Annotated in this window: 24 protein-coding genes, 1 pseudogene and 2 riboswitches; of the genes and pseudogenes, 18 read left to right on the top strand and 7 right to left on the bottom strand. The window is 69.2% G+C overall.

Annotated features, from left to right (window positions below):
- The first annotated feature begins 133 nt into the window (after positions 1-133).
- The 4 genes and pseudogenes from ACZ5U5_RS36590 to ACZ5U5_RS36605 all read left to right on the top strand — a co-directional run bounded on the left by ACZ5U5_RS36590 (position 134) and on the right by ACZ5U5_RS36605 (position 3,116).
- Positions 134-742: an ATP-binding protein gene (locus ACZ5U5_RS36590; protein ID WP_469031008.1), complete on the top strand. Its 609-nt coding sequence runs from the start codon at positions 134-136 to the stop codon at positions 740-742.
- 432 nt (positions 743-1,174) lie between these two features.
- A pseudogene (locus ACZ5U5_RS36595) lies at positions 1,175-1,291 on the top strand (polysaccharide deacetylase family protein); the annotation flags it as partial.
- The gene (locus tag ACZ5U5_RS36600) at positions 1,291-2,478 is read left to right on the top strand and encodes a YncE family protein (RefSeq protein WP_469030682.1); all 1,188 of its coding nucleotides are present in this window, start codon (positions 1,291-1,293) and stop codon (positions 2,476-2,478) included. The pseudogene ACZ5U5_RS36595 and the gene ACZ5U5_RS36600, both read left to right, overlap by 1 nt.
- Positions 2,479-2,564: 86 nt before the next feature.
- Positions 2,565-3,116, top strand: coding sequence for a glycoside hydrolase family 25 protein (locus tag ACZ5U5_RS36605; protein ID WP_469030685.1), 552 nt, complete (start codon positions 2,565-2,567; stop codon positions 3,114-3,116).
- A gap of 27 nt (positions 3,117-3,143) precedes the next feature.
- Here ACZ5U5_RS36605 and ACZ5U5_RS36610 read toward each other — a convergent pair whose 3' ends face one another.
- Positions 3,144-3,803: an NADPH-dependent F420 reductase gene (locus ACZ5U5_RS36610; protein ID WP_469030687.1), complete on the bottom strand. Its 660-nt coding sequence runs from the start codon at positions 3,801-3,803 to the stop codon at positions 3,144-3,146.
- Positions 3,804-4,025: 222 nt separating this feature from the next.
- Between ACZ5U5_RS36610 and ACZ5U5_RS36615 the strand changes: the two genes are divergently transcribed.
- Complete coding sequence (locus ACZ5U5_RS36615) at positions 4,026-4,721, top strand: RNA polymerase sigma factor (RefSeq protein ID WP_469031009.1); 696 nt, start codon at positions 4,026-4,028, stop codon at positions 4,719-4,721.
- Entirely contained in the window at positions 4,718-5,872 is a 1,155-nt protein-coding gene (locus ACZ5U5_RS36620) for a CU044_5270 family protein (RefSeq protein ID WP_469030690.1), read from the top strand. The genes ACZ5U5_RS36615 and ACZ5U5_RS36620 overlap by 4 nt, the downstream gene beginning before the upstream one ends.
- Before the next feature lie 127 nt (positions 5,873-5,999).
- Here the strand turns inward: ACZ5U5_RS36620 and ACZ5U5_RS36625 are convergent, their stop codons facing one another.
- Complete coding sequence (locus ACZ5U5_RS36625; protein WP_469030693.1) at positions 6,000-6,692, bottom strand: FadR/GntR family transcriptional regulator; 693 nt, start codon at positions 6,690-6,692, stop codon at positions 6,000-6,002.
- A 330-nt stretch (positions 6,693-7,022) separates the two neighbouring features.
- On the opposite strand from ACZ5U5_RS36625, the gene leuA reads away from it, so the two are divergent.
- Together leuA and ACZ5U5_RS36635 are read left to right on the top strand one after the other, a co-directional pair.
- Positions 7,023-8,729 (top strand): 2-isopropylmalate synthase, encoded by a 1,707-nt coding sequence (gene leuA, locus ACZ5U5_RS36630; RefSeq protein WP_469031011.1) that lies wholly within the window; start codon positions 7,023-7,025, stop codon positions 8,727-8,729.
- Positions 8,726-9,526 carry an ABC transporter ATP-binding protein gene (locus tag ACZ5U5_RS36635; RefSeq protein ID WP_469030696.1) on the top strand — a complete coding sequence of 267 codons (801 nt, stop codon included), beginning with the start codon at positions 8,726-8,728 and terminating at the stop codon, positions 9,524-9,526. Before leuA ends, ACZ5U5_RS36635 begins: the two co-directional genes overlap by 4 nt.
- Before the next feature lie 60 nt (positions 9,527-9,586).
- Here the strand turns inward: ACZ5U5_RS36635 and ACZ5U5_RS36640 are convergent, their stop codons facing one another.
- Entirely contained in the window at positions 9,587-9,802 is a 216-nt protein-coding gene (locus ACZ5U5_RS36640) for an EF-hand domain-containing protein (RefSeq protein ID WP_363212409.1), read from the bottom strand.
- A gap of 81 nt (positions 9,803-9,883) precedes the next feature.
- Here ACZ5U5_RS36640 and ACZ5U5_RS36645 point away from each other — a divergent pair, with 81 nt between their 5' ends.
- Positions 9,884-10,543, top strand: coding sequence for a GNAT family N-acetyltransferase (locus ACZ5U5_RS36645; RefSeq protein WP_469030698.1), 660 nt, complete (start codon positions 9,884-9,886; stop codon positions 10,541-10,543).
- 22 nt (positions 10,544-10,565) lie between these two features.
- On the opposite strand, the gene ACZ5U5_RS36650 is transcribed toward ACZ5U5_RS36645, so the two are convergent.
- The 4 genes from ACZ5U5_RS36650 to gcvT form a co-directional block, all read right to left on the bottom strand.
- On the bottom strand, positions 10,566-11,936 hold the full coding sequence (locus ACZ5U5_RS36650) for an L-serine ammonia-lyase (RefSeq protein WP_469031012.1): 1,371 nt from the start codon (positions 11,934-11,936) through the stop codon (positions 10,566-10,568).
- A gap of 215 nt (positions 11,937-12,151) precedes the next feature.
- The gene (glyA, locus tag ACZ5U5_RS36655) at positions 12,152-13,411 is read right to left on the bottom strand and encodes a serine hydroxymethyltransferase (protein ID WP_469030701.1); all 1,260 of its coding nucleotides are present in this window, start codon (positions 13,409-13,411) and stop codon (positions 12,152-12,154) included.
- Between the two features lie 30 nt (positions 13,412-13,441).
- Complete coding sequence (gene gcvH / locus ACZ5U5_RS36660) at positions 13,442-13,819, bottom strand: glycine cleavage system protein GcvH (protein WP_363314537.1); 378 nt, start codon at positions 13,817-13,819, stop codon at positions 13,442-13,444.
- Positions 13,820-13,877: 58 nt separating this feature from the next.
- Positions 13,878-15,011, bottom strand: coding sequence for a glycine cleavage system aminomethyltransferase GcvT (gene gcvT, locus ACZ5U5_RS36665; RefSeq protein ID WP_469030703.1), 1,134 nt, complete (start codon positions 15,009-15,011; stop codon positions 13,878-13,880).
- Positions 15,012-15,047: 36 nt separating this feature from the next.
- A riboswitch (glycine riboswitch) is annotated at positions 15,048-15,167 on the bottom strand.
- Positions 15,168-15,275: riboswitch (glycine riboswitch) on the bottom strand.
- A 153-nt stretch (positions 15,276-15,428) separates the two neighbouring features.
- Between gcvT and ACZ5U5_RS36670 the strand changes: the two genes are divergently transcribed.
- The 9 genes from ACZ5U5_RS36670 (at position 15,429) to ACZ5U5_RS36710 (ending at position 26,125) form a co-directional block, all read left to right on the top strand.
- Positions 15,429-16,100, top strand: a complete 672-nt coding sequence (locus tag ACZ5U5_RS36670; protein ID WP_469031013.1) for an AAA family ATPase — start codon at positions 15,429-15,431, stop codon at positions 16,098-16,100.
- A 133-nt stretch (positions 16,101-16,233) separates the two neighbouring features.
- Positions 16,234-17,037, top strand: a complete 804-nt coding sequence (locus ACZ5U5_RS36675; protein WP_469030706.1) for an enhanced serine sensitivity protein SseB — start codon at positions 16,234-16,236, stop codon at positions 17,035-17,037.
- A 125-nt stretch (positions 17,038-17,162) separates the two neighbouring features.
- Complete coding sequence (locus ACZ5U5_RS36680) at positions 17,163-17,936, top strand: enhanced serine sensitivity protein SseB C-terminal domain-containing protein (RefSeq protein WP_453450146.1); 774 nt, start codon at positions 17,163-17,165, stop codon at positions 17,934-17,936.
- A gap of 354 nt (positions 17,937-18,290) precedes the next feature.
- Positions 18,291-19,295 (top strand): ABC transporter permease, encoded by a 1,005-nt coding sequence (locus ACZ5U5_RS36685; RefSeq protein ID WP_469030709.1) that lies wholly within the window; start codon positions 18,291-18,293, stop codon positions 19,293-19,295.
- Positions 19,296-19,395: 100 nt separating this feature from the next.
- A complete protein-coding gene (locus ACZ5U5_RS36690; RefSeq protein WP_469030711.1) occupies positions 19,396-21,165 on the top strand; it encodes an ABC transporter substrate-binding protein in 1,770 nt (589 codons plus the stop codon).
- Between the two features lie 132 nt (positions 21,166-21,297).
- The gene (locus ACZ5U5_RS36695; RefSeq protein ID WP_469031015.1) at positions 21,298-22,299 is read left to right on the top strand and encodes an ABC transporter permease; all 1,002 of its coding nucleotides are present in this window, start codon (positions 21,298-21,300) and stop codon (positions 22,297-22,299) included.
- Positions 22,296-23,393 carry an ABC transporter ATP-binding protein gene (locus ACZ5U5_RS36700; protein ID WP_469030712.1) on the top strand — a complete coding sequence of 366 codons (1,098 nt, stop codon included), beginning with the start codon at positions 22,296-22,298 and terminating at the stop codon, positions 23,391-23,393. The genes ACZ5U5_RS36695 and ACZ5U5_RS36700 overlap by 4 nt, the downstream gene beginning before the upstream one ends.
- A gap of 35 nt (positions 23,394-23,428) precedes the next feature.
- Positions 23,429-24,631 carry an ABC transporter ATP-binding protein gene (locus ACZ5U5_RS36705; RefSeq protein WP_469031016.1) on the top strand — a complete coding sequence of 401 codons (1,203 nt, stop codon included), beginning with the start codon at positions 23,429-23,431 and terminating at the stop codon, positions 24,629-24,631.
- 108 nt (positions 24,632-24,739) lie between these two features.
- A complete protein-coding gene (locus tag ACZ5U5_RS36710) occupies positions 24,740-26,125 on the top strand; it encodes a M1 family metallopeptidase (RefSeq protein WP_469030713.1) in 1,386 nt (461 codons plus the stop codon).
- Positions 26,126-26,132: the final 7 nt, after the last annotated feature.

The following is a 26,132-nucleotide window of genomic DNA, read 5'->3' on the forward strand; positions in this document are numbered from 1 at the left end:
GCCAAAGTGTCCCCCGAAGGGGCGGATTATGCGCAGCTTAAGAGAACCTTAAGCCTGGGTGTTCAGAGGCCGTAAGTGATCACCCGTAAGCGGGCAGTCATCGCAGGTCAGTAGGGGTGCGGCAGGGTCCCTGCTGCCGCTGGCATATGCCTACCCGGCCCCCCGGAATGGATGGTTCCGGGGGGCTTATTCCGTCGGAACGGCCCCGGAGCGCGCTGTGTGCGGCCATGATGGGGGCATGGCGGGGCTGGAGGGTATCGAACAGCCGCGGCGACACGGGAGTGCGACCGCGGCGCGCTGGTCGCCGGCGATTGAGGACGAACACGCGCTCAAGGCGCTCGAGTTGTTCGGCAATCCGACGGACGCGGAGGTTCCGCTGCCGTCGCGCCCGGAGTCCGCCGCCATCGCGCGCCGGCTCGCCCAGGTCGTGGTGCTCCGGCACTGGGGGCTCTCCCCGAAGCTGACCGAGGACGCGGTGCTCCTCACCTCCGAGCTCGTCGGCAACGCCGTGCGGCACACCGGCGCCCGCGTCTTCGGGCTGCGGATGATGCGGCGGCGCGGCTGGATCCGGATCGAGGTGCGCGACCCCTCGCGCGGACTGCCCTGTCTGATGCCCGTCCAGGAGATGGACCTCAGTGGCCGCGGCCTCTTCCTGGTCGACAAGCTCTCCGACCGCTGGGGCGTGGATCTGCTGCCGCGCGGCAAGACGACGTGGTTCGAGATGCGGGTCGCCGACCGCTGAGGGTCCGCTGAAACGCGGAAGCCCCCGGTCGCCGGTTGTGGCGTTGCGGGGGCTACGCGGGGCGCCGCGGACAAAGGGGTGTGGTCCACGGACGCCGATGACGACCTGAGCCCGGGTCAATGGGGGTCGTGCTTCCGACTATGGCAGACGGGGGCCAGCGATCCAAAAGTCCCGTTCCGGGTATATGGGTGCAAATCATGACAATTCAAAGGTGAATCCTTGGTGAGCTGGGACACCTGCCTGGTAAACGCTGGTTAAGTTCCCGCTGTGACAGGTGTTCCGCAAGGGGCGCCGAGGTGGCCGCCCGTCTGCTGGGCCCGACCCGCGGGGGCGCGCGCACGAGCAATAAGCGTCTTTTGCCCTCTTAGCCCATTAAATGGTCGGGTGACCGAGACCGACTGCCGCGGAGCCCTGCGCACGGGCGCCGGCCTTGCCGTCGTGAGCCTGCGCTTCGGGTACGCGGACACGGTCGCCGCGCTCCCCGCCGTCCTGGAAGAACTGGCCCGCCGCAACCTGCGCGCGGTGACGACCACGGAGTTGCTGACCTGATGAGCCTGCACCTGAACCTCACCCGGCGCACCGGAGCGGTCGTCGCCGCCGGTGCCGTCGCCGCCGCCGCGCTCGCCGGATGCGGCGGCGAGCCCCGCGAGGACGAAGCCCTCGGCACCAAGGGCATCCAGAAGACCGCCAAGCCCAAGACCGCATCGGGCCTCCCGGGGATGCCGCCCGTCCTCGACCCCAAGGACGTCTACGCGGCCGACCGCCCGGGCAAGCTCTCCCCGGTGGTCAAGGACTTCCCGTCCCGGATCTACGTCCCCAACACCAACTCCAACACCGTCTCGGTCATCGACCCCAAGTCGTACGAGGTCATCGACACGATCGACGTCGGGGTCCAGCCCCAGCACGTCGTCCCCTCCTGGGACCTGAAGACGCTGTGGGTCAACAACAACCGCGGGCACACGCTCACGCCCATCGACCCCAAGACCGGCAAGGCGGGCAAGCCGGTCGACGTACACGACCCGTACAACCTCTACTTCACGCCCAACGGCAAGCACGCCATCGTGATGGCCTCCATGGACCGGGAGCTGGTCTTCCGCGACCCGCACACCATGAAGAAGGTCAAGACCGAACCGGTCAGCTGCTACGGCGTCAACCACGCCGACTTCTCCGCCGACGGGCGCTACTTCATCGTCTCCTGCGAGTTCTCGGGCGAACTCCTGAAGGTCGACACGGAGAAGATGAAGGTGGTCGCCCAGCAGAAGCTGCCCTTCAAGGGGGCCATGCCGCAGGACGTAAAGATCTCACCCGACGGCAAGACCTTCTACGTGGCCGACATGATGGCGGACGGCATGTGGGTCCTGAGCGGCGACAAGTTCGACAAGCCGAAGCTACTGCCGACCGGCAAGGGCACCCACGGCCTGTACGTCAGCCGGGACTCACGCGAGATGTACGTGTCCAACCGCGGCGAAGGCACCGTCTCCGTCTTCGACTTCCCCAAGAACAAGCTCACCAAGAAGTGGAAGCTTCCCCAGGGCGGCAGCCCCGACATGGGCGGCGTGTCGGCGGACGGCAACACCCTCTGGCTTTCGGGGCGTTACGACTCCGAGGTGTACGCCATCGACACCCGCACCGGGGTCCAGACCGCCCGCATCCCGGTGGGCGGCGGCCCGCACGGCCTCGCGGTCTACCCGCAGCCCGGCCGCTACTCGCTCGGCCACACGGGGATCTTCCGCTGAGCTGTTCAACGGTTGACCACAGCGGCCACCGGGCACGACAAGGGTAGATCTACCCGCCCTCCCCTCTGCCGCTCAGGAGGTCGCCCGTGCTGAAAGGCATCGACGTCAGCTCGTACCAGTCCACGTTCGACACGGCCGGCATCTCCTTCGTGATCATAAAAGCGACGGAGGGCCGCACGTACGTGAACCCACGCCTGACGGCCCAGACGAAGCGAGCACGGGACGGCGGCTGCGTGGTCGGCTTCTACCACTTCCTGTGGCCGGGGAACATCACGGCGCAGGCGGAGTACTTCGTGAGCAAGGCCCCTGAAAAAGCAGGGGACTTGCTGGCGGTGGACTGGGAATGGACGGGCGAACACACCCGGGCGAGCAATGCGGAGAAGGACCGCTTCATCCGGGAGGTGAAGCGGTTGCGGCCTTCTCATAGGACGGTGCTCTACACGAACCGCGATTTTTGGTTGAACCACGACACCACGTCCTACGCCGGCGACGGCCTCTGGATCGCCGACTACGTCACGGCGGGCAAGCCCCGCATCCAGGCGAAGTGGCGCATCCACCAGTACACGTCGACGCCGCTGGACAAGAACGTCGCGGACTTCGCGAGCGAGGACGCGCTGCGGGAGTGGGCCACGCCGTAGCCGCTCCCGCCGCGCGACCGCTGGCTGTCAGGCCCGCCACTCCGCCGTGCGTTCCGGGGAGGCCTCGGAGAGGGCCTTGGTGATTGCTTCTGTGTCCTTGGCCAGGCCGTAGACCGGGGTGCCGGGCTGCTGGCGCCAGGAGTTGTCCTGGCCGCCGTTGTCGACGGTGTCGAAGCCGATCTCGTCGATGAGGTCGCGTACGACCTTCTTCGCGGCCTCGTCGTCGCCGGAGACCGGGAGGGCGACGCGGCCGGGGGTGCCCTTGGGCTGGGGCTTGTCGAGGATGTCCTGGGCGTACGTGCCGTTGAAGGCCTTGATGACCGGGTGGCCGATCTGGCGCTCGGTCCAGCGGCTCTCGGTCAGCCCCTCCTCGATCTCGGCGATCTTCCCGTCGCGCTGCTGGGGGTAGTAGTTGCCGGTGTCGATGACGGCGACGTTCTCGGCGGCGCCGTCGAGGACGTCTGACGGCAGGTTCGGTACGGCCTTCAAGGGGATCGTTATTACGACCACCTCCGCGCCGCGGGCTGCCTCCTCGACTGTCACCGGCTTCGCGCCGGTCTCCTCGGCGAGAGCGGTGAGGGTGTGCGGGCCACGGGAGTTCGCGACGGACACGTCGTGGCCGAGGGCCGTGAGGCGGCGGGTGAGGTTGCCGCCGATGTTGCCCGCGCCGATGATGCCGATCTTCATGACTGACCCTTCCGGGGGTGGTTCGCCGGTGTCTTGACGTAACGGAGCCAACCTCCGGAACAGCTGACGTATTCCTGCCGGAGGGCGGAGTCCGACACTTGCATCGGCAAGGTCATCGGGGAACTCCAGGGGGCGGTGTGACGCGGGGCACAGGAACTCCTCGGAGGTCGCGGAGAGGTACGTGGTGTGAGGCGTACTGAACCGGGAGAACCGGGAGACGGCATCCATGCTCGGATCCGGGCGGGGGAGCGGGAGGCGTTCGGTGAGCTGTACGAGGCGTATGCGCGGGCGGTCTACAACCACGCCCTTCGGCTGACCGGCGACTGGTCGACCGCCGAGGAGGTCATGTCCGAGACCTTCCTCGCGGCCTGGCGCACCCGCGACCGCCTTGAGCCCGACGGGGGTTCGCTCAAGCCGTGGTTGCTCGGCATCGCGACACACAAGGCGCAGAACGCCAACCGCGGCCTGCGCAGACGGCTCGCCTTTCTGTCCCGTCAGCCCCCGCCGCCCGAAGTGGCGGACTTCGCGGAGGAGTCGGCGGGGCGGATGGACGACGCGCGGCGGCTCGCGGCGGTGCACGGCGCGCTGCGCAGGCTGCGCCGCCCGGAGCGTGAGGTGCTCGTGCTGTGCGTGTGGTCCGGTCTTGACTACGCGCAGGCGGCGGAGGCGCTCGGCGTTCCGGTCGGCACGGTGCGCTCGCGGCTCTCGCGGGCCCGCGCACGGCTTCGGCGGCTGAGCGAGGACGGGGCGGATGCGACGGGTGTGCCGAAAGCGGAGGACGTGCTGGAGGCGGAGAACGTGCCGGGAGTGAAGAACATGCCGGGAGTGAAGAACGTGACGGAACCTCTCCGTGGTCGCGGAGAGGTAGAGAGTGAGGCCGCGTTCGCGGCCCTGCCCCTGCGGGAGGAATTCCGATGAATGCCGCCACGCCGTCCCGGGGAGAGGACGAGGCCGCTGAACTGGCCCGCCTGCTCCCGGAATCGGGCGAGGAAGAATGGGAACTCCCGCCGGGGCGTCACCTCCACCACAAGGACGTCCTGATGCAGCAGATCGACCGCGACACAGCCGCCGACACCGCCCGCGAAATCGTGACTGACGGAGGGAAGCCCGGCCCCGCCGCTCTCCGCCGCCGGTTGCTGCGTCCCGGAGTGCTGATGCCCGCCGCGGCCGCGCTGGCGGTGGCCGGCATCCTGACCGGCACGCTCTCCTCCGGCGACGCCGACGGCGTACGCGACATGGGTGCGGGCCGAGGTGCCACCCCCGGTGCCGCCGTCACGCTCGACCGGATCGCGAGCGCCTCCCTCAAGTCCGGGACGACGTCGGTGAAGGACAGCCAGTTCGTCTACACACGCAGCCTCGTCCAGAGCAACGACGGCGAGCTCGACGACCCGGTGAAGCTCGGCACCCCGTACACGGAGGAAATCTGGCTGAACCAGAACCCGGCCCCCGTCACGGACATCGGCATGAGCCGCGTGAGCGGGAAGGGCGCTCCGATGGCGGGGCAGGACGTGCCCATCGAGGCGTCCGCCGTGGACGGCTCCGATGAGTCCGGTGCCGTTCCGGAGGGGCCCGACCGCCCGACGTACGACTGGCTGGCCTCGCTGCCCACCGATCCCGACGCCCTCCTGAAGAAGCTGTACGCGGAGACGAAGGTGACCGGTGAGCGGGAGACGAAGGCGCAGGCCGTCTTCGACCGGATCGGGGAGTTGGTCGGCGGGACGGTCATGCCGCCGGAGAACGCCGCCGCCCTCTACAAGGCGGCCGCCAAGCTCCCTGGCGTGGTGCAGGTGCCGGACGCGGTGGACGCGGCGGGCCGCCACGGGATCGGCATCACCATCGAGGAGTCGGCGTTCGCGACGCGCTCCGAGTGGATCTTCGACAAGAAGACCTACGCCTATCTCGGTTCGCGCGGCTACCTGACGAAGAACCGCAAGCCGGGCGGCAAGCCGGGCAAGGCCGGGAACCCCGAGGTCCTGTACGGCTGCAACGCGGTCCTGGAGCGCGCCGTCGTGGATCAACGCGGCATGAAGCCGACCGGGTCCTCCGGTTCCACCACCGGCCGCGGCTGAGCACGGTTCGCTCCCACTGCCCGCACCAGCAGGAAGAGCAGCAGCCCGAACGGCGAGACGAGGATTTTCAGGACCAGGACCAGGACCAGGACCAGGAGCGGCTGGGTGGGGGCTAGTGGGGTGTCTGTTAGTGGTTGCGCAGCAAGCGGCCCAGGGTTTCCTGGAGTTCGGACTGGGCCACGCGTGCTGCCTCCTCCGCGTCCCTCGCCTCGACGGCCCGTACGAGCGCGGCGTGGGCTGCGTCGCCGTGGTTCGTCTCCTCCGTCCGTACGTCGATCAGGTCGAGGAGATGGAGCAGGCCCTCGCGCAGTACGGGGGCGAACTCCGCGAAGAGGTCCGTGAGCACGGGGTTGCGCGCCGCCGCCACGACCGCCGCGTGCAGGGCGATGTCGGCGTCGATGAAGGCGGCGTCGCTCGCCGAAGCCGTGGCCCTGCGGCCTTCGAGCGCGGCGCGCATCGCGGTGATGTCCTCGTCGGTGCGCCGCATCGCCGCGAGGCGCGCAGCCTGTACCTCCACCAGCATCCGCACCTCGTACACGTCCGAGACCGCTGCCCGCCGCAGCCGCGTCGGCCAGTCCGCGACCGGCTCCGTCGCGATGACGAAGACGCCGGCGCCCTGCCGGGCCTTGACGAGGCCCGCCCCTGCCAGGGAACGCAGGGCCTCGCGGACGGTGGAGCGGCCGATGCCGAGTTCCTTGGCCAGGGTCGTCTCGCCGGGGAGTTTGCTGCCGATGGGCCACTGGCCGCCGGTGATCTGTTCGCGCAGGCGCTTCGTGGCCTGTTCGACCAGGGGGCTGGGGCGCAGGGAGCCGAGCGGCATCCGGGGGCCTTTCATCGAGTGGTACCGACGCGTACTTGTCTGAGGAGTACTTGTCTGAGGAGCTGACGTGTGCCTAGTGTAGCCCCGTGATCTTCCGCGGTCTCCTCCTTCTCGGCTGCCGCGGCGGGGCCTGAAGCGACCGGCACCCCGCCGCGGGGTGCCGTGCTGCCGGTCGGCAACCGACCGCGAGCAGAAGGAACACCGCTTCCCATGAGCGCAACCGCCGCCACCGATGACGTCACCGCCGCCACCGCGACCGCAGGCAGCACGCACGCAGGCAGCACGTCCGCAGGCATCACGTACGACTGGAACCCCCAGCGCCCCGGCCCCATGCCCCACCACCGCTACCGCCCCTACCAGGACCGGGTCAACGTCCCTGCCCGGGACCGCAGCTGGCCCAGCGCCCGCATCCAACGCGCCCCCCTCTGGGTCCCCGTCGACCTGCGCGACGGCAATCAGGCGCTCGCCGAGCCGATGGACCCCGCCCGCAAGCGGCACTTCTTCGATCTGCTCGTCTCGATGGGCTTCAAGGAGATCGAGGTCGGCTATCCGTCGGCCAGCCGCGCGGACTTCGACTTCGTGCGCGACCTCGCCGCGCTCGCGGCGAGCGGCGGTGTCCCCGACGACATCAGCATCGTCGTCTTCACGCCCGCCAGGCCCGAACTCATCGACCGCACCTTCGAGTCGATCGAGGGCCTGCCCCGCGCCGTGGTGCATCTCTACATCCCCACCTCGCCCGTCTGGCGCGACGTGGTGCTCGGGCGGTCGCGCGCCCAGGTGCGCGAGGTCGTCACGGAAGCCGCCGCCCGCATGGCCCGCCTGGCCGACGCACGGCCGGGCGCGGACATCCGGTTCCAGTTCTCGCCGGAGACCTTCAACCTGACCGAGCCCGACTACGTACTCGAACTCTGTGACGGGCTGACCGAGTTGTGGGACGCGAGTCCCGCCCGGCCCGTCACGCACAACCTGCCGGCGACCGTCGAGATCGCGACCCCGAACGTGTACGCCGACCAGATCGAGTATCTGCACCGGCACCTCGCCCGACGTGACTCCGTCATCCTCTCCGTCCACCCGCACAACGACCGAGGCACCGGCGTCGCCTGCGCCGAGCTCGCCGTCCTGGCCGGGGCCCAACGCGTCGAGGGCTGCCTCTTCGGCAACGGCGAGCGCACCGGCAACGTGGACCTGGTGACCCTGGCCCTGAACCTCTACGCCCAAGGCGTCGACCCCATGGTCGACTTCTCGGACATCGACGCCGTGCGCGAGGTCGTCGAGCACTGCAACCGCCTGCCCGTGCACCCCCGCCACCCCTACGCGGGCGACCTCGTCCACACCGCGTTCTCCGGAACCCACCAGGACGCCATCAGCAAGGGGTTCGCCGAACACACCCGCCGGGCAGCCGAGTTGGGGATCGCCGAGAGCGAGGCGCCGTGGGACGTGCCGTATCTGCCCATCGACCCCGCCGACATCGGCCGCAGCTACGAAGCCGTCATCCGCGTCAACTCCCAGTCCGGCAAGGGCGGCATGGCGTATCTGCTGCAGACCCGGCACGGTCTCGACCTGCCCCAGCGCATGCGGCCCGACTTCTCGCGCGCGGTGCAGGAGGCGACCGACGACAGCGGTCAGGAGGCGAGTGCCAAGGAGCTGTACGAGCTGTTCCGCGCGACCTATGTCGCGCCGGGGCAGGGCGGCGGCGAGGTGGAGCTGATCTCGTGGACCACCGACCGGGCACCGGACGGCGCCCACCGGTTCGTCTGCACCCTCCAAGTCGGCGACCGCGCGGGGGACTTCGAGGGCGCGGGCAACGGCCCGCTCTCCGCGTTCGTCGAGGCGCTCGCCGCCGCCGGTATCACCGTCGACATCCTCGACTACTCCGAACACGCGGTCGGGGAGGGCGGCGGCAGCGAGGCCGTCGCGTACGCGGAGTGCCGGGTGGGCGGCGCCGTCCGCTGGGGCGCGGGTCTGGACACCTCGCTCCTGACCGCGTCCGTGCAGGCCGTGCTCGCCGCCGTGAACAGGGCGGGGGTCACCCGGTGACACCGCCGCCCCCCGTCCTGCACGCCGACACCGTCACCGTCGTCCGCGAAGGACGCCCCATCCTCGAAGAGGTCACCCTCACCGTACGCCCCGGCGAACACTGGGCGCTGCTCGGCGCGAACGGCGCCGGCAAGTCGACCCTGCTCGGCCTCTGCGGAGCCGTCACCCATCCCACGCATGGCACGGTCGAGGTGCTCGGCCGCCGCCTCGGCAGCGTCGACCTGCGGGATCTGCGCGCGTACGTAGGCCATGTGAACCCACGCCATCCGCTCCGGTCACCACTGCGGGCCCGCGAAGTCGTTCTCACCGGCCTCACCAACAGCGTGGAACCGCTGCCCCGTTGGCGCCCCACGTCCGAGCAGGAGGAGCAGGCCGACCACCTGATCGCCATGCTCGGCCTCGCCCACCGCACGGACGCGCGCTGGCCCACGCTCTCCCAGGGCGAGCGCGGCCGGACCCTGATCGCACGCGCGCTGATGCCGCGCCCGCGGCTCGTCCTGCTCGACGAACCGGCCACCGGGCTCGACCTCGCGGGCCGCGAAGGTCTACTCGAAAGCCTGGACACCCTGCGCGAGACGCATCCCGAGCTCGCCACGGTCCTGGTCACGCACCACCTGGAGGAGCTTCCGTCCGGTACCACGCACGCGCTGCTCCTTCGCGACGGGCGCGCGCTCGCCTCCGGCGCCGTGGACGACGTACTGACGAGCGACCAGATCAGCAAGTGCTTCGACCACCCGGTGCGGCTCGAGCGCACGGACGGGCGGTGGAGCGTGCGGGCGGCGCGGCACGCCCGCTGAGCCGAGCACGCAGGAGGGGCCCGGCGCTCTCGCTAACCGGGCCCCTCCCGCTCACCGCCACTACTTCTTGTTCAGGCTCGCCCAGAACTCGTCGAAGGAGAGGCGCTTGTCCTTGTCGGTGTCCTTCGTACCGATCACGGCCTCGGCCACCGTCTCGGTGACGTAGAAGTCCCCCATCTTCGCCATGGCCGACTTCCACTCGGCCGCCGTGATGAAGCCGTCGCCGTCCGCGTCGAACTGGTCGAACGTCTTACGCGCTTCCTCGATGTCCGCCACCGGATCCACCCCTTCTTCGTGCACTACTGACGAGGGTTAGGGTATCGGCCGTCCGAGGACGCGATCACAAGGAGTACGCCCATGGCCAGCACCCCTGCGACGCTCGGCACCATCCTCGACGCGGCGGCCTACGGGCGGTTCCCGCCGCCCGACGGCACGACCACCGTCGTGCCGCAGCCCTGTCACCGCGACGCCGGTGTGCTCGCCTTCACCGCGCACTCGGTGGTCTTCACGGACGAGGACCCGCGGTGGGTGCACGCCACCCTCGCCGCGCTGGACTGCGATCCGCTGGCCGCCACGATGAACCCGCTGTTCCTCGCCGCCTTCCTGGACCGCACCGGCCGCGCGACGGACACCACCGACCTCCTGACCGTGGCCGACGCCCTGCCGGGCGGCCCCGACCCGGCTCTGGACCTGCGCGAGATCGACGACCCCGACCACCCCCGGGTGGCACGGGCCCGCAAGCGCCGCGACGACGTACGGGTGTGGGCGTCCGCGGGCGGAGGGGTGCTGGTCCTCGGCCGGGGGCTCGCCGGGCGCTGGGAGGCGGCCATCGAGGTCGACGAGGACATACGCCACCGGGGCCTCGGCCGCGCGCTGGCCCTCGCCGCCCGGCACCTGGCGCCCGGCGCGTCCCACGTGTGGGCGCAGCAGTCCCCGGGCAACGCGCGCAGCGTGCGGGTCTTCCAGGCGGCGGGGTACCGGCCGGTGGGCGCGGAGGCGCTGTTCGTGGCGCGCTGAAGGCTGCCGGCGGCCGGGGGACTCAGCACTCGATGATGTTCACCGCGAGCCCGCCCCGCGCCGTCTCCTTGTACTTGACGCTCATGTCGGCACCGGTGTCCTTCATGGTCTTGATGACCTTGTCGAGGGACACCTTGTGGCTGCCGTCGCCGCGCATCGCCATCTTCGCCGCCGTCACGGCCTTCACGGCCGCCATGCCGTTGCGCTCGATGCACGGGATCTGGACGAGGCCGCCGACCGGGTCGCAGGTCAGGCCGAGGTTGTGCTCCATGCCGATCTCGGCCGCGTTCTCGACCTGCTCGGGGCTGCAGCCGAGCACCTCGGCGAGGGCGCCCGCGGCCATCGAGCAGGCGGAGCCGACCTCGCCCTGGCAGCCGACCTCGGCGCCGGAGATCGAGGCGTTCTCCTTGAAGAGCATGCCGATCGCACCCGCAGCGAGCAGGAAGCGGACCACGCCGTCCTCGTCGGCTCCGGGGACGAAGTTCATGTAGTAGTGCAGGACCGCCGGGATGATGCCCGCGGCGCCGTTCGTCGGGGCGGTCACGACGCGCCCGCCCGCCGCGTTCTCCTCGTTCACGGCCATCGCGTAGAGGGTGATCCACTCCATGGAGCGGGCCAGCGGGTCGCCCTCGGCACGCAGCTGGCGCGCCGAGTTGGCCGCGCGGCGGCGGACCTTGAGGCCGCCCGGCAGGATGCCCTCGCGGGACATGCCACGCGAGACGCAGGACTGCATGACGCCCCAGATGTCGAGCAGACCCGAGCGGATCTCCTCCTCGGTGCGCCACGCCTTCTCGTTCTCCAGCATCAGCGCGGAGATCGACAGGCCGGTCTCCGACGCCAGGCGCAGCAGCTCGTCGCCGGTGCGGAAGGGGTGCTTGAGGACCGTGTCGTCCGGCACGATCGGGTTCTCGCCGGCCACCGCATCGTCGTCCACGACGAAGCCGCCGCCCACGGAGTAGTACGTCTTCTCCAGGAGGAGGGCGCCCTCATGGTCGTACGCGAAGATCGTCATGCCGTTGGCGTGGTACGGCAGGGCCTTGCGGCGGTGCAGGACCAGGTCCTCGTCGAAGTCGAAGCCGATCTCGTGCATGCCGAGGACATTGAGGCGGCCGCTCGACTTGATCTGCTCGACGCGGTCGTCCGCCGACTCCACGTCCACCGAGCGCGGCGATTCGCCCTCCAGGCCGAGCAGCACCGCCTTCGGGGTGCCGTGGCCGTGGCCCGTCGCGCCGAGCGAGCCGTAGAGCTCGGCCCGTATGGCGGTGGTGTGGGCCATCAGGCCCTCGTTCTTGAGGCGGCTCGCGAAGATGCGGGCGGCGCGCATGGGACCGACCGTGTGGGAGCTGGACGGGCCGATGCCGATCGAGAACAGGTCGAAGACCGAGAGGGCCACGAGAAACTCCAATGGTGGTTGGTAGACGCCGTTGTCTGCCAGAGCATTCAGCGGCGCGACAGCGCCTCGGTTGAGGGTGGTGGCGGGCGACGGGTGGGCGGTGCAGAAAGCAGGGCGTGAGCCGGGGCATGGACCGGGGCACCGCACTCACTGTCCTCAGTGTCCAGTGTGCGCGGTGCCCCGAAGGTCCGTACGAAAGAAAGCGTACGAAAATGCTACAGGTTGGGGTACAGCGGGTGCTTCTCCGCCAAGGCGGAGACGCGGGCCTTCAGGGATTCCGCGTCGAAGCCCGGCTTCAGCGCCTCGGCGATGATGTCGGCGACCTCACGGAAGTCGTCCTCCTGGAAGCCACGGGTCGCGAGCGCGGGCGTACCGATCCGCAGGCCCGAGGTGACCATCGGGGGGCGCGGGTCGTTCGGGATCGCGTTGCGGTTGACCGTGATGCCGACCTCGTGGAGGCGGTCCTCGGCCTGCTGGCCGTCCAGCTCGGAGTTGCGCAGGTCCACCAGGACCAGGTGCACGTCCGTGCCGCCGGACAGGACGTCGACGCCGACGGCCTTCGCGTCGTCCTGCACCAGGCGCTCGGCCAGGATGCGGGCGCCGTCCAGGGTGCGCTGCTGGCGCTCCTTGAACTCCTCCGAGGCCGCGACCTTGAAGGAGACGGCCTTGGCCGCGATCACGTGCTCGAGCGGGCCGCCCTGGAAGCCGGGGAAGACCGCGGAGTTCAGCTTCTTCGCGAAGTCCTTGTTGCGGGCCAGGATGACGCCGCCGCGCGGGCCGCCGAGCGTCTTGTGCGTGGTGGAGGTGACCACGTCCGCGTACGGCACCGGGTTCGGGTGCAGACCGGCGGCGACGAGACCGGCGAAGTGCGCCATGTCGACCCACAGCTTCGCGCCGACCTCGTCGGCGATCCGGCGGAACTCCGCGAAGTCCAGCTGACGCGGGTAGGCGGACCAGCCCGCGATGATCACCTTGGGGCTGTTCTCCTTGGCCAGGCGCTCGACCTCGGCCATGTCGACCAGACCGGCCTCGTCCACGTGGTACGCGACCACGTTGAACTGCTTGCCGGAGAAGTTCAGGCGCATGCCGTGGGTGAGGTGGCCGCCGTGCGCCAGGTCGAGGCCGAGGATCGTGTCGCCGGGCTGGGCGATCGCGAAGAGGGCGGCCTGGTTGGCGGAGGCGCCGGAGTGCGGCTGGACGTTGGCGTACTCGGCGCCGAACAGGTCCTTGATCCGGTCGATCGCGATCTGCTCGGTGACGTCGACGTGCTCGCAGCCGCCGTAGTAGCGGCGGCCGGGGTAGCCCTCGGCGTACTTGTTGGTGAGGACCGTGCCCTGGGCCTCCATGACGGCGACCGGAGCGAAGTTCTCCGAGGCGATCATTTCCAGGGTGGACTGCTGACGGTGGAGCTCGGCGTCGACGGCGGCGGCGACGTCCGGGTCCAGCTCGTGGAGAGGGGTGTTGAGAAGCGACATCAGGTGGTCCCTAAGGGTCTTCGGGGGGCTTCAGCTGCCGGAGAACTCGGTGTACTCGTCCGCGGAGAGCAGGTCCTTCGGCTCTTCCGTGATCCGTACCTTGAAGAGCCAACCACCCTCGAACGGGGCGGAGTTGACCAGCGACGGGTCGTCCACGACGTCCTGGTTGGACTCGACGACCTCACCGGTCACCGGCGAGTACAGGTCGCTGACCGACTTGGTCGACTCGAGCTCGCCGCACGTCTCGCCCGCGGTCACCGCGGCACCGGCCTCGGGCAGGTCGGCGTAGACGACGTCACCGAGCGCGTTGGCCGCGTGCTCCGTGATGCCGACCGTCGCCACACCGTCCTCGGCGGCCGAGAGCCACTCGTGCTCCTTGCTGTAACGCAGCTGCTGGGGGTTGCTCATGACCTGAATTCTCCTGTACGCGGGGGAGTGCTGATGGACGAGGCTGTTGTGCGGGGTGTCACTTCTGGCGCTTGTAGAACGGCAGCGCCACGACCTCGTACGGCTCGTGCGTGCCCCGGATGTCCACTCCGACACCCTCGGTGCCGGGAGCCGCGTGCGCCGCGTCGACGTACGCGATGGCGATCGGCTTGCCCAGCGTGGGGGACGGTGCACCCGAGGTGACCTCGCCGATGACCTTGCCGTCGGCGACAACCGAGAAGCCCGCGCGCGGGACACGGCGGCCCGCGGCGATCAGACCGACCAGCTTGCGCGGGGGAGCGGCCTCGGCGCGCTCGGCGGCGGCCGCGAGCGCCGCGCGCCCCACGAAGGTGTCGGACTGCGAGGTCTTCTCGAACTTGACGACCCGGCCGAGGCCCGCGTCGAAGGGCGTCAGCTCCGCGGTCAGCTCGTGCCCGTACAGCGGCATGCCCGCCTCCAGGCGCAGCGTGTCGCGGCAGGAGAGCCCGGCGGGGACCAGGCCGACGGGCTCGCCGGCCTCCATGAGCGCGTTCCACAGCTTCTCGGCGTCGCCGGGCGCGACGAAGAGCTCGAAGCCGTCCTCGCCGGTGTAGCCCGTGCGGGCGATCAGCGCGGGCACGCCCGCGACGGTGCCCGGCAGGCCCGCGTAGTACTTCAGCCCGTCCAGGTCGGCGTCCGTGACTGATTTCAGGATGCCGGGGGACTCGGGCCCCTGGACGGCGAGCAGGGCGTACGCGTCGCGGTCGTCACGGACCTCGGCGTCGAAGCTGTCGGCGCGGGCGGTGAGCGCGTCGAGCACGACCTGGGCGTTCGAGGCGTTGGCGACCACCATGTACGCGGGGGCCTCGGGCTCGCCGAGCCGGTAGACGATCAGGTCGTCCAGGATCCCGCCGTCCTCGGCACAGATCATCGTGTAGCGGGCGCGGCCGACACCCACGGAGCCGATGTTGCCGACGAGCGCGAAGTTCAGGAGGTCCACGGCCTCGGGCCCGGTGACCGTGATCTCGCCCATGTGGGAGAGGTCGAAGAGACCGGCCTTGGTGCGCACGGCGTTGTGCTCGTCGCGCTCGCTCGCGTACCGCAGCGGCATGTCCCAGCCCGCGAAGTCGGTCATGGTCGCGCCGAGCGCACGATGCACGGCATCGAGTGCGGTCAGACGGGGGGCAGTACTCATTCGTGGAACTCCCAGGGGCATGACGGGCGAGGTCGATCCTCCCCATCTGTCATCGGAACCTGAGAGGTTCACCACGACCGCCCGTATGTCTCGTACAGGAGGTCATGACTTGCACCTTGGGTGGAGCCGCGCAGGCGGCCCGCTTTTCAGATGTGCCTCGCCCGCGCGGTACGGGGCCTGAGAGATTCAAGGGAGGGACTTGCTCCTTCGGCGCCCCGGTGCGTCGTGTGCGACGGCCACCGGGAACTCTCCCGCGCGGATTCAAACGGCCTGTATGGAGTTTGCGCGCACATCATTGCACGCGCCTGCGTCACAGGGCAGTGCCAGTCCAGTAATGCTGTTGTGCCGCATTACCTTCTCTTTACACTTGCCGGGGAAGCTGCGGGAAGCAGGTACGTGACCGCTAAGGGGAGGCCGATCACGGTGCGCAGGACGAGCGTCTACGCGACCAACACAGGGGTGGCCCTGCCCAAACAGGCCGCCGCCTCCACCAGGGAGAGCTGCGGCCCCCTGCCGGCCGTCGTCCGCGACCTGCGGCAGCGGACCGGCCACAGCCCGCACCGGCTCACGTTCGGCGAGGGCGACCTGATCGTCGTCTCCGGGTTGCCGGGAAGCGGCAAGTCCACGCTGATGCGCAGAGCCGTCGCGGGCCCGCGCATCGACTCGCAGGACACCCGTGACCGCTGGGCCCGCCGCATGCCGGGCCTGCTGCCGTACGCGGTGTACCGCCCGCTGGTCCGCCTCGCGCACTACGCGGGCCTGCGCAAGGCCCTGCGCTCCGGCGAGGGCGTCGTGGTGCACGACTGCGGCACCCAGGCCTGGGTGCGCCGCTGGCTGGCCCGCGAGGCCGCGCGGCGCGGCACGACCCTGCACCTGCTGCTGCTCGACGTGCCGCCGGACACCGCCATAGAGGGGCAGCTCGCCCGCGGGCGCGGCGTGTCGCGGTACGCCTTCGCGCGGCACCGCAGGACGGTCGGCCGGCTCGTCGGTGCCGCCGAGCGCGGCGACCTGCCGCGCGGCTGCGGCTCGGCGGTGCTCCTGGACCGGACGGCGGCCGGGGTGCTGCGGGGGATCGGCTTCGGGGGCTGAGCCGCCCGCCGCTTCGGAGCCTGAGCCGCCCGCCGCTTCGGGGGCTGAGCCGCCCGCCGCTTCGGAGCCTGAGCCGCCCGCCGCGTTAGGGTCGTGCCGCAGGCAGAGCGGGACCGAGCAGGGGTTAGAAGTGATGGACATTCCGGCGCAGGCGCACCCCCATCCGTACGGAGGATGGCCGGGCAACGAACTCGAAGAGGTGCTCGCGGCATCCCTGGGCACCCCCGGCGCGCCTCAGGCGTCCGCGGGGGCCCGCATCGTCGAGGTGCTCGGCCGCAGCCACGTCTGGGTCCCGCTGCCGAACGGCGGGGCGCCGGACAGCGGCACCCTCGACCTGCCCACGCTGGAGATCGACGGCCAGGCCTATGTCCCCGTCTTCAGCTCCGAGCAGCAGTTCCAGCAGGCCACCGGCGGGCGGATGGGGTGCACCGTGGCGCCCGCCGTGGAGTTCGCGCGCGGCCTGCCCCCGCAGCTGGGCATCGCGGTCAACCCGGACGGCATGGTCGGTGTGCCGCTGCCGCCGCCCGCCGTCGCCGAGCTCTGCCGCGCCGGGCGCACCCCGCTGGACGGCCCCGCGACCGGCGGCCGCGTACGCCTCTTCGAACCGGACTGGCAGGAGGACCCGGTGGACTTCCTGTCCGCCACGGCCCGCGAGTTCGAGGCCACCGGTGTCGTCCTGAGCGCCCGCCGCTGTCTGGCGAGCGTCGAGGGCGGTGACCCCTCGCTGTTCGTCGGCGTCGAACTGACCTCCTGGGAGGGCAACGCGCGCGAACTCCCGATGGAGGCCGTGGGCCGTGCCCTGGGGCACGCCCCGGTGGCCTGGCCGGTGAACCTGGTGCTGCTCGACGTGGCCCAGGACCCGGTCGCCGACTGGATGCGCGAGCGGGTCCGGCCCTTCTTCGGCCGGACCCCGGGACACGAGCACGGACGTGTGTAAGGACATGTGCAGGTACGTGTGTGAGGGTGCCGTACGTCAAGTCGGTGTCAGGATCGCCGCTTAAGCTGGTTTCATGAGCCGGAGTTCCACCGGGTCAGCGGGTCATCGCGAAGGGGCGGTTAAGGGTGAGTGCGTCGGGCACGGCTGCGGCCGGGCAGGTCGAGCACATGCTGCGCCAGGTGACGCCGGGGCGCTACGACGCCTACGAGGCGCTCCTGCGGGCGCTCGCCGCCGACCAGGTGTGGATGCTCCTCTGGCACGGCCAGGCCGGGTCCCCCGACGCGCAGTACGGGAACATGGAGGTCGAGGGCCTCGGTTACGCGCCATGCGTGACCTCGGCCCAGGAGCTCTCCGCCAGTGGCTGGAACCGCTCGTACGAGGTGGTCGGCGGTCTCGACATCTCCCGCACCCTCTTCCCCGACCACTACGGCCTCTGGCTCAACCCGCACGCCCCCGGCGGCGGCGTCGGCATCCCCTGGCTCGACCTGCGGCGCATCGCGTCGGGCCTGGACCTGCTGCCCGCGGGGCCGCTCAGGCTCACCGAGCCGGCCATCGAGATCCCCCAGTTCTACGCCCTGCTCACGCAGAACGCCCACCGCACCCCCGCGGTCCGCTCGCTGCGCCGCGCCTGGGTGCAGCCCGCGCTCGGCGCCCCGTATCTGGCGATCGGCCTCGATGTGTACGACACCTCGCCGGCGTCGGTCGACGGGGTGCGCACGATGATGCAGCAGTCGATCGCCGCGGTCCCCGACGGCCTGCCCGTGTCGACGGTCGCGATGTCCGACGGATATGACCCGGTGGCCATGTGGCTGCGCGCCAATGCCCGCCCGTTCTACGACCGCGAGGCCCAGCCCGCACCGGCGCCCGCGGGCGGTTACGGCTACCCCGCGCAGTACTGAAACGGTGCCGCGACCCTCCCCCGCAGGGCCTTGAACCGGCCACCGCGGATCGTATACCTGCCCTGACCGTCATGATGTCCGTTCTGATGGTGGAGGGGGCCTATGGGCTCCCGTGGCACCTTCCGGCCCAACTGCCCCGTGTTCGCCCCTCGTTCACGTGCGTCCGGATAACGGAACACCTCGATCAGCATCACGGTTGCGCATCCATTCACCGTCAAGGCTGGTAACAGATCGCGACCCCGATGAAGACTCCCGCACCAGGGGTGCTTCGCCCCTGTGTACGACGGACTGATCACATCGCTACAGCGACAAGTGCGGGCCGGTCACCACCGGTTGAGAGGGGTCCCTGCCACGATGACGGCACCATTGCATGACACACCTGCGGACGCGGACCCGACAGCGGACGTCGCTCCCGCAGCTGATGCAGGGGTGAAGAAGGTCGAGGGGCGGTCCCTCAAGCAGATCGCGTGGAACCGCCTGAAGCGGGACAAGGTCGCTCTGGCCGGCGGCATCACCGTGCTCGTCCTGGTCTTTGTCGCCGTCTTCGCACCCTTGATCGTCTCCCTGCTGGGCCACCCGCCCAACGAGTTCCATCAGGAAGAGCTGGAAGACCTGACGAACCTGCCCAAGGGCGCGTTCGGCGGCATGAGTTCGGACTTCCTCTTCGGGGTGGAGCCCAACAAGGGCCGCGACGTCTTCAGCCGGATCGTCTACGGAGCCCGCATCTCGCTCCTGGTGGCGTTCCTCGCCGCCGTGGTGGCCGTGGCGCTCGGCACCTTCTTCGGCATCATCGCCGGTTACTTCGGCGGCTGGGTCGACGCGACGATCAGCCGGGTCATGGACGTGCTGCTCGCCTTCCCGCAGCTGCTCTTCGTGATCTCCCTGGTCTCGGTCCTCCCCGATGACCTGCTCGGCCTGACCGGCAGCGGCGTCCGCATCGCCGTACTGATCCTGGTGATCGGCTTCTTCGGCTGGCCCTACGTCGGGCGCATCGTGCGAGGGCAGACCCTCAGCTTGCGCGAACGCGAGTACGTGGAAGCGGCCCGCAGCCTCGGCGGCGGCCAACGGCACATCCTCTTCCGTGAGTTGCTGCCGAACCTGATCGCGCCGATCACCGTGTACGCGACGCTCATGATCCCCACCAACATCCTCACCGAAGCGGCCCTCAGCTTCCTCGGCGCAGGTGTACGTCCGCCGACCGCATCCTGGGGCGGCATGCTCCGGGACGCGCTCGCGACGTACGAGCACGACCCGATGTTCATGGTCTTCCCCGGCCTGGCGATCTTCGTGACCGTGCTTGCCTTCAACCTCTTCGGTGACGGGCTGCGCGACGCCCTGGACCCCAAGGGAACTCGGTAAACAGCTCCAACTGGCTTGCCCCTGCCGCAGCGTCAGGTGGCTTTTCCCATGGTTCTCAGGCAGTCAAGGCCAAGGACCCGAATCTCGGAGGATGCGAGAAATGCCCACAGGTTCCTCTAAACGACGGTTGACCGCAGGCGCGGCCCTCGTCGTGGCGGCGCTGGTGACCACCACGGCGTGCGGCGGCGGCAGCGACGACGACGACAGCAAGGGCGCCGGCTACAACGCGGCGATCGGCAAGGTCGCGAACAAGTCGGCGAAGAAGGGCGGAACGCTCAAGTTCATCGCCAAGCAGGACCTGGACTCGGCCGACCCGCAGCGTGCCTACTACGGCATGACGTGGGACTTCATGCGGTTCTACACCCGCACGCTGATCACGTACGACACCAAGCCGGGCGCCGCGTCCAACAAGCTCGTCCCCGACCTCGCCGAGTCCACGGCGAAGATCAGCGACGACGGCAAGACCTACACGTACAAGCTGCGTGACGGCCTCACCTGGGAGGACGGCTCGAAGCTGACCTCCAAGGACATCAAGTACGGCATCGAGCGCATCTGGGCGACCAAGGTCATCACCGGTGGCCCCGGTTACCTGAAGTCCACGCTTGACCCCAAGGGCGAGTACAAGGGCCCCTACGAGGACAAGTCGAAGGACAAGCTCGGTCTGAAGGCGATCGAGACGCCGGACGACAACACCATCATCTTCAAGCTGCCCAAGAAGAACGGCGACTTCGAGCAGATGCTCGCGATGCCGTCGGGCACCCCGGTCAAGCAGTCCGAGGACACCGGCGCCAAGTACACCCAGCGCCCGTTCTCCTCCGGCCCGTACAAGTTCCAGAACTACAGCGCGGGCAAGAGCATCACGCTCGTCCGCAACAAGAACTGGAAGAAGTCGTCCGACCCGGTCCGTCCCGCGCTGCCGGACAAGATCCAGGTCACCATCTCCGCGAACCTCGAGGAGAACGACAAGCGCCTGATGGAAGGCGACTACGACATCGACATGAATGGCACCGGCATGACCCAGTCGGGTCGTACCACCGCCATTCAGGACCACAAGGGCAACGTCGACAACATGCAGACGGACTTCGTCCGTTACGTCGCCCTGGTGACCAAGACGAAGCCGTTCGACAACGAGGCCTGCCGCAAGGCCGTCTTCTACGCCACGGACTTCCAGAGCCTGCAGAAGACCCGTGGTGGCCCGGTCGCCGCCGGTGAGATCGCCACCAGCGTCTTCCCGAAGTCGATCAAGGGTCACGACGACTACGACCCGTACGGCATCAAGGAGCGCAAGGGCAAGCCGGACGTCGCCAAGGCGAAGGCCCAGCTCAAGGAGTGCGGCAAGCCGAACGGCTTCTCGACCAAGATCTCGGCGCGCACCAACCAGCCGGGCGAGGTGGACGCCGCCACGGCGCTCCAGGAGCAGCTGAAGAAGGTCAACATCAACGCCGATGTCGACCAGATCGACGGCGCCGACTCCTCCAGCATCACCGGTTCCCCCTCGGTCGTGAAGAAGCGCGGCATCGGCATGACGATGGCGGGCTGGGGTCCTGACTTCCCGACCGGCCAGGGCTACGCCCAGCCGCTGTTCGACAGCCGTTTCATCAACGAGAACGGCAACTACAACGAGTCGCAGATCGACGAGCCGAAGATCGACAAGTACTTCGACGACGCGATCGGCACGGTCGACCCGAACAAGGCCGGTGAGATCTACACCGACCTCGCTCACGAGATCGTCGACAAGGCCTACTGGATGCCCTTCATCTACGAGAAGAACATCAGCTGGCGTTCCTCGCGGGCGACCAACGTCTACTCGTCCGCCGCGTACAGCGGCCGCTACGACTACGTCTCGCTCGGTGTGAGCGACAAGAAGTAGTCCCCGCCGCAAGGCAGTCGCCGTAAGGCCGTCCCACCGCCGAATCCCGCCAGTCCGAAGGGCAGGTGATGGCCCCGGGCGATGGCCGGGACTCCTCACAAGGGGGTCCCGGCCACCGCCGGGCCGCGCACAGTGCTTGCTTATCTCATCCGGCGCCTGATCGCCGTTGTCATCATGGTGCTGGTCGTACTGCTCGCGACCTTCACCGTCTTCTTCATGCTGCCCAAGTGGGCGGGACAGGACATCGCCGTCCTCTTCGCCGGGAAGTCGTCCGGTGCCGAGCAGCTCGCGGGCATCCGGATCAAACTGGGCCTTGACGACCCTCTGCTCGTCCAGTTCTGGGACTTCATCAAGGGCATCCCGATGGGGCGTGACTACGCCAACGGGACCGACGTGACCCACTGCCCGGCCCCCTGCTTCGGATACTCGTTCCGTACCGAGGCACCCGTCTGGGAGACCCTCAAGGACGCCCTGCCCGTCACCGGCGCGCTCGCCGCCGGCGCGTGTGTGCTGTGGCTGGTCGCCGGTGTCGCCACCGGTGTGCTCTCCGCGCTCAAGCGCGGCACCATCTGGGACCGTTCCGCGATGATCACCGCCCTCGGCGGCGTCTCCCTGCCGGTCTTCTTCACCGGCATGATCGCGATGGGGCTCTTCGTCCACACCCTCGGCTGGGTGAAGATCGAGGACACCCTCACCACGGAAGACCCGATCAACATCTGGTTCGAGACCCTGATCCTTCCGTGGATCGTGCTCGCGTTCCTCAACGCCGCCATGTATGCGCGACTCACCCGCGCCACCATGCTGGAAGTGCTCGGCGAGGACTACATCCGCACCGCGCGTGCCAAGGGGCTCGGCGAGGTCACCGTCATCAGGCGGCACGCGCTGCGCTCCGCCATGACGCCGATCCTCACCGTCTTCGGCCTGGACCTCGGTGTGCTCATGGGCGGCGCCGTCCTCACCGAATCCACCTTCAACCTGCCGGGGCTCGGCCTGGAGGCGGTCAAGGCCATTAGCAACAAGGACCTGCCGGTGATCCTCGGCGTCACCTTGTGCGCATCGCTCGCGATCGCCCTTGCCAACCTCGTCGTCGACCTTCTGTACGCCGTCATCGACCCGCGAGTGAGGCTGGGATGACCGAACTGCACAAGACCGGAGCGGCGGTCGGAGAACCCGTCACCGATTCGGTCGCTCCCACCGCCTTCCTCGAAGTACGCGATCTCAAGGTGCACTTCCCGACCGACGACGGCCTGGTCAAGTCCGTCGACGGGCTCAGCTTCAAGCTGGAGAAAGGCAAGACCCTCGGCATCGTCGGCGAGTCCGGCTCCGGCAAGTCGGTCACCTCACTGGGCATCCTCGGCCTGCACACCGCCGGGCAGTACGGCAGCCGTAAGCCGCGGCTTTCCGGTGAGATCTGGCTGAACGGCACCGAACTGCTCAGTGCGGACCCGAACGTGGTGCGCAAGCTGCGCGGCCGCGAAATGGCGATGATCTTCCAGGATCCGCTGTCCGCGCTGCACCCGTACTACTCCATCGGCCAGCAGATCACCGAGGCGTACCGGGTCCACCACAAGGTCGACAAGAAGGTCGCCCGCAGGCGCGCCATCGAGATGCTCGACCGGGTGGGCATCCCCCAGCCGGACAAGCGCGTCGACAGCTACCCGCACGAGTTCTCGGGCGGCATGCGCCAGCGCGCCATGATCGCGATGGCCCTGGTGAACAACCCCGAGCTGCTCATCGCGGACGAGCCGACGACCGCCCTCGACGTCACCGTCCAGGCGCAGATCCTCGACCTCATCCGCGATCTGCAGAAGGAGTTCGGCTCCGCGGTCATCATGATCACGCACGACCTGGGCGTGGTCGCCGAGATGGCGGACGAGCTGCTCGTGATGTACGGCGGGCGCTGCGTCGAGCGCGGCTCCGCGGAGAAGGTCTTCTACGAGCCCCAGCACCCGTACACCTGGGGCCTGTTGGGGTCGATGCCGCGCATCGACCGCGAGGAGATGGACCGCCTCGTGCCGGTCAAGGGCTCCCCGCCCAGCCTGATCAACCTGCCTACGGGCTGCGCCTTCAACCCGCGCTGCCCGTACGCGGACATCCCCAAGGACCAGATCACCCGCCGTGAGCGCCCCGACCTGCGTGAGGTCGAGCCCGGGCACTTCACCGCCTGCCACATGTCGCAGGACGAGCGCACCCGGATCTGGACCGAAGAGATTGCGCCGAAGCTGTGAAAGACGACACGAAAGACCAGGCGAAGGGCCAGGAGATGACGATCCCGGCGCAGGCGAAGAGCTCGGTCGAGCCGCTGCTCAAGGTCGACGGCCTGGTGAAGCACTTCCCCATCAAGAAGGGGCTGCTGAAGCGCCAGGTGGCGGCCGTCCAGGCCGTCGACGGGCTCAGCTTCGACGTGCGTCCCGGTGAAACGCTGGGCGTCGTGGGCGAGTCGGGCTGCGGCAAGTCCACGATGGGCCGGCTGATCACCCGTCTGCTCGAACCGACCGCGGGCCGCGTGGAGTTCGAGGGCGTGGACATCACGCACCTGGGCACCGGCAAGATGCGGCCGCTGCGCCGCGACGTGCAGATGATCTTCCAGGACCCGTACTCGTCGCTGAACCCGCGGCACACCATCGGCACGATCGTCGGTGCGCCGTTCAAGCTGCAGGGTGTCAAGCCCGAGGGCGGCCTGAAGAAGCACGTGCAGGAGATGCTGGAGCGCGTGGGGCTCAGCCCCGAGCACTACAACCGCTACCCGCACGAGTTCTCCGGCGGTCAGCGCCAGCGCATCGGCATCGCGCGGGCGCTCGCCCTGCGGCCGAAGCTGGTCGTGGCCGACGAGCCCGTCTCCGCCCTGGACGTCTCCATCCAGGCCCAGGTGGTCAACCTCCTTGACGACCTCCAGGACGAGCTCGGTCTCACGTACGTGATCATCGCGCACGACCTCTCGGTCATCCGGCACGTCTCGGACCGCATCGCGGTGATGTACCTCGGCAAGATCGTGGAGCTGGCGGACCGCAAGGACCTCTACTCCACGCCGATGCACCCGTACACCAAGGCGCTGCTCTCCGCGGTGCCCGTGCCCGACCCCAAGCGGCGCGGCGTCAAGAGCGAGCGCATCCTGCTGCGCGGTGACGTCCCCTCGCCGATCGACCCACCCACCGGCTGCCGTTTCCACACGCGCTGCTGGAAGGCGACGGAGATCTGCGCGAAGACCGAGCCGCCGCTGATCCCCCTCGCCTCCGGCCACCAGGTGGCGTGCCACCACCCGGAGAATGCCGAGGACCAGCAGCCGGGCGACACCAAGCTGCTGCAGGTCGCCAAGGAGGCGATCGACGTGGTGTCGGTGGTGAGCAAGGCGGAGGAGACGGCGGCCGAGGAAGCCACACCGGCCGTCTCGAAGGATGCTCCGAAGGCCGTCTCGAAGGACACCCCGGAAGCGGAGTCCAAGGGTCAGGCGTCAACTGACAAGTAGCACCTGATGACTTGGTAAAAATCAGTCACCAGGTCATGTACACGCCCATACGGGGGAGTGCAGAGTCTGCGTGTCCGTCTCATCGGAACACGCGCGAAGGGATGACTCATGGCACTCTCCCGTTCGGCACGTCTGGGGGCACTGGCCGCCGCCTCCTTCTGCTTGATCGCCGCCGTACCCGCACCGCACCCCGGCTCGCCCGGCGTCGGCGACCCGTACTTCCCGCTGCTCGGCAACGGCGGGTACGACGTACGCCACTACGGCCTCGACCTGGCGTACAACCCCGACACCGACCGCCTCGACGGCCGCACCACGATCACCGCACGCGCCACCCAGAACCTTTCCTCCTTCGACCTCGACCTCCAGCAGCTGGAGGTGACGAAGATCGAGGTGAGCGGCAGACGCGCGAAGTTCACCCGCGACGGCGACGAGATCCGCATCAGCCCCCGCGACCACCTGCGCAAGCACAAGTCGTTCACCGTCACCGTGACCTACGGCGGCGTGCCCGAACCGCTGAGCGGTCCCATCGTCTTCGGCTCCGACTACGGCTGGATGAAGACCACCGACGGCGTCTTCGTCGCCTGCGAGCCCAACGCCGCGTCGACCTGGTTCCCCTCCAGCGACCACCCCTCGGACAAGGCCGCCTTCGACATCCGCATCAAGGCCCCCAAGGGCCTGACCGGCGTCTCCAACGGACGGCTCGTCGACACGTACTCCAAGGGCGGGCAGACCGTCGCCCATTGGCGCGAGTCCAAGCCCATGGCGACGTATCTCGCGACCGCGACCATCGGCAAGTTCGACGTGCGGAAGGGCAGGACGCCGGGGGGCACCCCGATCTACGTCGCCATCGACCCCGTCCTGGAGAACAGCAACAACGTCGACGTGTACGGCGTCACGGCCGAGGTCACCGACTACTGGTCGAAGATCTTCGGTCCCTATCCCTTCGAGGAGACCGGCGCGATCGTCGACGACATGCCGCAGGCGGGCTTCTCCCTGGAGACGCAGACCAAGCCGGTCTACTCCGCGATCCGCAGCGAGTCGACCATCGCGCACGAGGTCGCCCACCAGTGGTTCGGCGACTCCGTGACGCCCGCGAAGTGGAACGACATCTGGCTCAACGAAGGCTTCGCGACCTACTCACAGTGGCTGTGGAGCGAGCACAAGGGCACCCAGACCGCCCGCGAGGCCTTCCTCGCCGGCTACAACTCACGCCCCGCCGACGCGCCCTTCTGGCAGATCGTCGTCGGCGATCCGCAGCGCGACACGATGTTCGCGTCCGCCGTCTACCAGCGCGGCGCCATGACGCTCCAGGTCCTGCGCGAGCGCATCGGTGACAAGGCGTTCTTCAAGCTGCTCCCGGCCTGGGCCGCGCAACAGCGCTACAGCAACGCCACGACCGCCGAGTTCATCCGGCTCGCCGAGAAGATCTCGGGCAAGCAGCTGGACTCGCTGTTCGAGACGTGGCTGTTCACGAAGGGCAAGCCCGCCCTGTAACCGCCGC

Source organism: Streptomyces sp. NPDC033177 (assembly GCF_055577715.1).

Bases quoted from the DNA above. Each gene is read 5' to 3' on its own strand.
- ACZ5U5_RS36600 (WP_469030682.1), top strand. From the start codon at position 1,291: ATGAGCCTGCACCTGAACCTCACCCGGCGCACCGGAGCGGTCGTCGCC.
- ACZ5U5_RS36645 (WP_469030698.1), top strand. From the start codon at position 9,884: ATGGCCAGCACCCCTGCGACGCTCGGCACCATCCTCGACGCGGCGGCC.
- gcvH (WP_363314537.1), bottom strand. From the start codon at position 13,819: ATGAGCAACCCCCAGCAGCTGCGTTACAGCAAGGAGCACGAGTGGCTC.
- ACZ5U5_RS36710 (WP_469030713.1), top strand. From the start codon at position 24,740: ATGGCACTCTCCCGTTCGGCACGTCTGGGGGCACTGGCCGCCGCCTCC.
- ACZ5U5_RS36685 (WP_469030709.1), top strand. From the start codon at position 18,291: ATGACGGCACCATTGCATGACACACCTGCGGACGCGGACCCGACAGCG.
- leuA (WP_469031011.1), top strand. From the start codon at position 7,023: ATGCCCCACCACCGCTACCGCCCCTACCAGGACCGGGTCAACGTCCCT.
- ACZ5U5_RS36675 (WP_469030706.1), top strand. From the start codon at position 16,234: ATGGACATTCCGGCGCAGGCGCACCCCCATCCGTACGGAGGATGGCCG.
- ACZ5U5_RS36620 (WP_469030690.1), top strand. From the start codon at position 4,718: ATGAATGCCGCCACGCCGTCCCGGGGAGAGGACGAGGCCGCTGAACTG.
- ACZ5U5_RS36690 (WP_469030711.1), top strand. From the start codon at position 19,396: ATGCCCACAGGTTCCTCTAAACGACGGTTGACCGCAGGCGCGGCCCTC.
- ACZ5U5_RS36700 (WP_469030712.1), top strand. From the start codon at position 22,296: ATGACCGAACTGCACAAGACCGGAGCGGCGGTCGGAGAACCCGTCACC.
- ACZ5U5_RS36610 (WP_469030687.1), bottom strand. From the start codon at position 3,803: ATGAAGATCGGCATCATCGGCGCGGGCAACATCGGCGGCAACCTCACC.
- glyA (WP_469030701.1), bottom strand. From the start codon at position 13,411: ATGTCGCTTCTCAACACCCCTCTCCACGAGCTGGACCCGGACGTCGCC.
- ACZ5U5_RS36705 (WP_469031016.1), top strand. From the start codon at position 23,429: ATGACGATCCCGGCGCAGGCGAAGAGCTCGGTCGAGCCGCTGCTCAAG.
- ACZ5U5_RS36625 (WP_469030693.1), bottom strand. From the start codon at position 6,692: ATGCCGCTCGGCTCCCTGCGCCCCAGCCCCCTGGTCGAACAGGCCACG.
- gcvT (WP_469030703.1), bottom strand. From the start codon at position 15,011: ATGAGTACTGCCCCCCGTCTGACCGCACTCGATGCCGTGCATCGTGCG.